We start from the raw sequence: 5,332 nt of genomic DNA, 5'->3' as shown, positions 1-5,332 counted from the left end.
TGATCAGCCGATAGACCAGCATCGCCGAGATGGCGTCGGGCCACGACATGCCGCTGGACACCAGCCCCGGCACCAGCACCGCTTCGACCATCAGCAGTCCGCCCGGCATCAAGGGGATGGTGCCGACCGCGCGGGCGGCGGCGTAGGCCACCGTCAACCCGGCGACCGAGGCGTCACCACCGGCGGCGTAGGCTGCGCACGCCAGGCAGGCGACGTCGGCGACCCAGTTGAACAGCGACCAGCCGAACGCCACCGACAGGTCCCGCCGGCCGAGGCTGACCGACTCCAGCTGGGTGAGCAATTGGTGCCACTTCGCCACGCCGGTTTCGGCCGGCTTGCCGCGCACCGAGTTGACCCAGGACACGACGCGGACCCCGATCCCGTCGATCAACTCCGGTCGCGATGCGACCGCCTGGGCCAGCAGCAACAACGCGACGAAGCCACCCAGAGTGAACAGCAGCGAGAACGGGTTGTTCTTGGCACCGAGGAAGAACGCGCCGCCCAGGCCGAGCACCGCCAGCCCGACCGCTTGCAGCACACCCGACATCACCAGCTGCCACGACGCCACCACCGGGGAGGCCCCCCACAGCCGCTGCTGCCGGTAGAGGAAGGTCGTCGACAGCACCGGCCCACCGGGCAGTGTGGTGGAAAGCGAGTTGGCGGCGTAGAAGGCTGCTTCGGATCGGCACTGCTTGACGTGCACCCCGGCAGAACGCAGCAGGGTGCGCTGAATCTGGGCGAAGCTGTGCATCGACGCAGCGGCTGCCAGGGCCGCCGCCAGCAACCACCATCGGTCGGCGCGGCAGAGGCTCTGCCATGCCTTGGCCAGCTGGTCCCAGACCAGCACGACTTCGACCGCTAGCACGACCGCGACAACGCCGATGATCACCCAGCGGACCCACCAATAGCTGCTGCGAGCCGGGGGCCCCACCCGTTCGCGGGGCAACCATTCCTGCGTCCCGCGGCTGGCCGGGCGCGCGTCGTACGGCACGTGCTTCAGGGTAACCGTTAAGGCTCGAATAACTACCCCCCCGCAGAACACGTGACCTCGTCGTTACGCGACCGGAATTCGACGTGCTCCGCGCCGTAAATGTGGCGACGGGCCGCCATCGGTGTGGCAGCAGGTTCATGTCGGTGCGGGATGGTTTCATGGTCGCTGTGGCAGCACGGGCACCGGCGCCTTCACCAAGGTGAGGGCGGCATGACCGATAACAGGTCAAGTCTTAGCGCAGCCGAGGCTGTTCATCCGATGGTCCGCCGGGCCGCGGCGTGGGCGTGGCGACTGCTGATTGTGCTGGCCGCGATAGTGGCGGTGCTGTTGATCGTCAGACGCCTCGAGGTGATCTTCGTTCCGGTGGCGCTGGCGTTGCTGCTGTCCGCGCTGCTGCTGCGCGGTGTCGACTGGCTGGACCGGCACGGGGTGGCCCGGGGGCTGGCGGTTTTTCTGCTGGTGCTGGGTGGTCTGGCCGTCCTCACCGGCATTTTGAGCTTCGTGATCGACGAGTTCGTCGACGGTGTTCCGGGCCTGGTCGAGCAGGTGACCCAGGTGATCAACTCGACCCAGCGGTGGCTGGTCGAAGGCCCGCTGCACCTGAGTCGAGAGCAGATCGACAGCGCCGGCAACACCGCGATCGGCACGCTACGCGACAATCAGGCCAAGCTGACCAGTGGAGCGCTGTCGACGGCCGAAACGATCACCAAGATCGTCACCGGAGCCTTCCTGACGCTGTTCACGGTGATCTTCTTTCTTTACGACGGGCGCAACATCTGGCGATTCACCGTCAAGATCTTCCCGGGTGAGGCGCGCGAGAAGGTGCACGCCGCAGGCATCGCCGGGTTGGAGTCGTTGGTCGGGTACGTGCGGGCGACGTTCCTGGTGGCGCTGGTCGATGCGGTCGGCGTCGGCATCGGCCTGGTAGTCATGGCCGTGCCGCTGGCGCTGCCGCTGGCGTCGCTGGTGTTCCTGGGCGCCTTCAGTCCGTTGGTCGGTGCGGTGCTCAGTGGACTCCTGGCTGTGCTGGTCGCCCTGATCGCCAAGGGCTGGGTTTACGGGCTGATCACCCTGGGACTGATCATCGCCGTGAACCAGCTGGAAACGCATGTGTTGCAGCCGCTGGTGATGGGGCGTGCGGTGTCGATCCACCCGTTGGCGGTGGTGCTCGGTATTTCGGCCGGCGGAATACTGGCCGGCATCGTCGGCGCCCTGCTGGCGGTTCCCACGATCGCCTTTGTGGACCGGGCGGTGCGGACGCTGATCGGCGCCAGCGGGTCCAGTGCAGACCGAAGCTGATCGGCCGGTCGTCGGTAGTCAGTACCGGCCTTCGCGCCGCAGCAGCTCCGCAGCGCTGAGACCGCCGCTGCCGCGGCGCAGCCGGGGCTTCTCGGCGCCGTTGCCGGGCTCGGGCTGGGCGGTCAGCTTCTCGGTGGCGTCCTGGGTGTCCCCGCAGTCCTGCGTCGGGATGGCTGTTGTGTCGTCTGTGTCGTCTGTGTCGTCTGTGTCGTCTGTGTCCGCCGGACGCACCTCGCCAAGCGAGGACTCGATTTCGCGATCGGGGGTGCGGTCGGCGGTGCGCAAGCGAGTTGTCGGGGGCTCCGGGTGGTCGTGAGCCCGCTCCTGGACCCGCATCTGGGTGGTGCCCGCGTCCGACGGGGTGCCTGTGCCGGCAGTCTTGGAACCCGCCGGCGCTTGCATGGCCGGGTGGGTGGGGTCGTGTGGCGCGGGGGGTTTCCGCCCGGTCGGTGCGTCCGCGTTCGTGTCGGCCAGCACCTGCCTGGGGCGCGAGCTACGGACAGCGGGCCGTTTGCGTTCGTCGGGCAGGCTGAACTCGCCCAGCCCGATCCGGTTCTGGACGACTTGCATCCACCGCGGCGCCCACCAGCAGTCGTCGCCGAGCAGTTTCATCACCGACGGCACCAGGAACATTCGCACCACGGTGGCGTCCAGCAGCAGCGCCGCCATCAGACCGAACGCCAGATATTTCATCATGACCAGCTCGGAGAAGACGAACGAACCGGCGACCACGGTAAGGACCGCCGCGGCTGCGGTGATGATGCGGCCGGTGGCCGCGGTGCCGATGCGGACGGCCTCCGCGGTGGACATGCCATTCTCGCGCGCCTCGACCATCCGGGAGACCAGAAAAACCTCGTAGTCGGTGGACAGGCCGAAAACGATCGCGACGATCATTCCGATCACCGGCGCGGACAGCGGGGTGGGCGTGAAATTGAGTAGCTTCGACAGGTGTCCGTCGACGAAGATCCAGGTCAGGATGCCCATCGTCGAGCCCAGCGTGAGCGTGGTCATCACCGTCGCCTTGACCGGCAGCACCAGCGACCCGAACGCCAGGAACATCAGCAGCATGGTGGTGCTCAACAGGATCAGCAGCATCAGCGGGAACTTGCCGAATATGCTGTGGATCGAGTCCTGTTCCAGCGCCGGGGTGCCGCCCACCAAAACGCTGAGCCCGCGGGGGACGGGAATGGAGCGCAACTCGCTGAGCTTCTTTGCCGCGTCGTTGCGGTTGACCAGACCGTTCTGGATGACCCGGACCGACGGATCCTTCGACCCGCCTTCAGCGTAGGAGCGTTGCTGCCACATGTCGTCGGGATGGTCGTTGGCGTCGGTGAAGCCGCTGAGCGCCATTGCCCGATTGCGGATGTCGGCGAGCTGCGCCTCGGTGACCGGCCTGTGGTCGTCGTTGACGATCACCAGGGTCAGCGGCTCGGTGCGATAGCCGGGGAAGAGCCGGTCGAAGTGCTCCTGAGCCTGGCGTACCGGGTTGCCCGGCGGCAGATACTTCTCGCTGAAACCGCCGAGCGTGATTTTGCCGAGCGGGACGATCAGCACAACCATGGCGGCGATGATGGGGACGGCGAACAACAGTGGCCGCTTCATCACGCGGTTGACCAGTTTCCCCCAGAACTCGTGTTCGACTTCTTCCCGGGTCTTGGTTTTCTGCAGCAGGTCCGCCAGCCAGTTCAGATACGCGCGGGACACTTTCCAGTCCGCCAGGAACGGCACCCGGAACAGGGTTCGCACACCGAGTGCATCGACGTGTTCACCGAGGATGCCGAGCGCGGCCGGCAGGATCGTGATCGACAGGATCGCCGAGAGCATGACCGACGCGATCAGCGCGTAGGTCAGCGACCGCAAGAAGCCCAGCGGGAACACCAGCATGCTGACCCCCGACACGGCAATCAGCACCGCCGAGAACGTCACCGTGCGGCCGGCGGTGATCACCGAGCGGCGCACCGCGACCGCGGTGTCGTAGCCTTCGGCGATCTCCTCCCGGAAGCGGCTCACCACGAAAAGGGCGTAGTCGACCGCGACCCCGAGACCAACCAGCGTCACCACCGGCTGGGCGAAAAAGTGCACCGGCCCGAACATGGCCGTCAGGCGCAGGATGCCCAGCGAACCGGCGATGCTCAGGCCGCCGACCAGCACCGGCAGGCAGGCGGCGACCACACCGCCGAACACCAGGAACAGCACCACCGCCACCAGCGGCAGCGCCAGCACCTCCATCCGCTTCTCGTCGTCGGCGATGGTGCCGGTCAGTGCGTCGGCCACCGGCTGCAGCCCGGCAAGCTGCACCGCGCCGCCGTCGAGCTTCCGCAGATCCGGTTCGACGTCCTTGTAGTTGCTCAGGATGGTGTCGTCGTCATCGCCCTTGAGCGGGATGGACACGAAGGTGTACTTCTTGTCGGCGGTCTTCATGCCCTGGACGACCTGGTTCTTCGAGTCGGGTGCCCGCAGATAGCCCGCCCATCCGATGACCTGGTCCGGGTGATCATCGACGAAGGTGTCGAGTTCGCCGGTGATCGTTTTCGACCAGGCCGGGTCGTCGACGGTCTTCCCCTCGGGGGCGGGGAACACCGCCACGATATGGCCGGTACGATCGCGGCCGTAGACCTGGTCGGCCAGCACCGAGGCCTTCACCGACTCGCTGGCGTCGTCGTAGAAGCCGCTTTGGGTGAGGTGTGAGCCCAGACTCATGCCGAACACCCCGCCGGCGAGGCAGAGTGCTACCATCACCCCGATTACGATGAACCGGTAGCGATATACGGTTCGACCCCACCAGGCGAACACTCACGCTCCTTACTGCATCTGTGCCGAATCTGTGCCGACCTTCGCACGTTGCTTTCCAGGTTTTCCAGTTGTCACCTACGTGGGGTCAGCAGCGAGGTCAGCGGCCGGAACGGTTGCAGCCACGCGCCCTGCTCCGGCAGCGAATCCAGGCTGATCCGCGGCAGCCGTTCCCGGAACACGCCAGGGACGTCCTCCAGGTCGACGAACTCCAAGGTATCCGAGGCTAGCGCCCAACTGACGTGTTCGCGA

At 66.6% G+C, this 5,332-nt stretch carries 3 protein-coding genes and 1 pseudogene; 1 reads left to right on the top strand and 3 read right to left on the bottom strand.

All coding sequences use genetic code 11. From position 1 onward, the window contains the following. A partial coding sequence (locus AC2VON_RS13340) for a lysylphosphatidylglycerol synthase transmembrane domain-containing protein (protein ID WP_486953395.1) occupies positions 1–991 on the bottom strand: 991 nt, incomplete at its 3' end. A gap of 210 nt (positions 992–1,201) precedes the next feature. Between AC2VON_RS13340 and AC2VON_RS13335 the strand changes: the two genes are divergently transcribed. Next, the gene (locus AC2VON_RS13335; RefSeq protein WP_486953394.1) at positions 1,202–2,290 is read left to right on the top strand and encodes an AI-2E family transporter; all 1,089 of its coding nucleotides are present in this window, start codon (positions 1,202–1,204) and stop codon (positions 2,288–2,290) included. A gap of 18 nt (positions 2,291–2,308) precedes the next feature. On the opposite strand, the gene mmpL3 is transcribed toward AC2VON_RS13335, so the two are convergent. Continuing rightward, the gene (gene mmpL3 / locus AC2VON_RS13330; protein WP_486953393.1) at positions 2,309–5,083 is read right to left on the bottom strand and encodes a trehalose monomycolate exporter MmpL3; all 2,775 of its coding nucleotides are present in this window, start codon (positions 5,081–5,083) and stop codon (positions 2,309–2,311) included. 71 nt (positions 5,084–5,154) lie between these two features. After that, positions 5,155–5,332 (bottom strand): annotated as a pseudogene (locus AC2VON_RS13325) (NYN domain-containing protein); the annotation flags it as partial.

It is taken from the genome of Mycobacterium sp. TH-M82, assembly GCF_057473605.1.
The sequence above is the reverse complement of the archived record's forward strand: the minus strand, read 5'-3'. Positions and strand labels throughout refer to the sequence as shown.